Here is a 1,392-nt window from a genome sequence, read left to right as displayed (position 1 = left end):
AACCGCGAGTACAACGCCGCCAGACCCGCCTGCAGCACCATGAACAGGCTCGCACCCGACCTCCGCGCCAACTCCACCAGAGCAGCGTGCAGTTCAGGTGTCAGCTCCAGGCCGAGCTGGTCACCCCGGTAGCTCGCGACGGCCGGGCACGGCCGGTCGGCCGGCAAGGGGAGCCGATCCGGAAGACCGGACAACTGCGCGGTCCAGTAGCCGAGTTGTTCGGCGAACCGGCTGTCCGGATCGGCCGGGTCGCCCAGGAGTTCCCGCTGCCACAGGGTGTAGTCGGCGTACTGCACCGGCAGGTCCGCCCAGTCCGGCGCCCGATCCTGGCACCTGGCCGCGTAGGCCCCGGCCAGGTCGCGCGCCAGCGGGCCCGTGGACCAGCCGTCGCCCGCGACGTGGTGCACGACCAGCAGCAGCACGTGCTCCTCGGGCGCGAGCGCGAACAGCTCCGCCCGCAGCGGGGGTTCCGTCGCCAGGTCGAACGGCTGCCGGGCCGCCCCGGTGAGCCGCTGCGCCAGCTCGTCCTCCCCGGACGCGGTCACCCGCACCCGCGGCCGGGCCTCGGCCGGGTCCAGGACCTGCTGGCAGGGAACGCCGTCGACGTCGGGGAAGACCGTCCGGAGGCTCTCGTGCCGTGCCGAGACGTCGGCCAGCGCCTGCTCCAGTGCCGCCCGGTCCAGCGCCCCGGAGAGCCGCAGCGCCAGGGGGATGTTGTAGGTGGCGGAGGCGCCCTCCATGCGATGGAGGAACCACAGCCGGCGCTGCGCGAAGGACAGCGGGACGCTCTGCGGCCGCGGGCGGCCGGCCAGTGACGGTCGGGCCCGGCCGGCCTCGGCGAGCCGTGCTGCCAGCCCGGCCACGGTCGGCGCCTCGAAGAGCGTGCGCAGCCCGACCTCGACGCCCAGCACCGTACGCATGCGAGCAACCAGGCGGGTGGCGAGCAGCGAGTGCCCGCCCAGGTCGAAGAAGCCGTCGTCCACGCCGACCTCGCTCACGCCGAGCACCTCGGCGAAGAGTTCGGCGAGCAGCTGCTCCTGCGGGGTCCGTGGCCTGCGACCACCACCGGCGCCGGTGCCGGTGACGTCCGGCACCGGGAGAGCGGCACGGTCCAGCTTCCCGCTCGGTGTCAGGGGCAGCGCGGCCAGCACCACGAGGACGGCCGGCACCAGGTACTCGGGCAGTCGGCCGAGCAGGTGACCGCGGAGCTCCGCCGGTGTGGGCACCGCGTCCGCGCTTGGGACGACGTAGCCGATCAGGCGGTCGTCCCGGGCGATGACCACGGCCTGCGCAACGGCCGGGTGCTCGGCCAGGGCCGCCTCGACCTCGCCGGGCTCGACCCGGAAGCCGCGCACCTTCACCTGCTCGTCCGCCCGCCCGACGTACTCCAAC

Annotated in this window: 1 protein-coding gene; it reads right to left on the bottom strand. The window is 74.6% G+C overall.

Annotated elements, in window-relative coordinates; translation table 11 throughout:
• Positions 1-1,392 (bottom strand): condensation domain-containing protein (locus tag ACWEQL_RS42445; protein ID WP_452156983.1); only part of this gene is annotated, 1,392 nt, incomplete at both ends.

The sequence above is a fragment of the Kitasatospora sp. NPDC004240 genome (assembly GCF_053603215.1).
The sequence above is the reverse complement of the archived record's forward strand: the minus strand, read 5'-3'. Positions and strand labels throughout refer to the sequence as shown.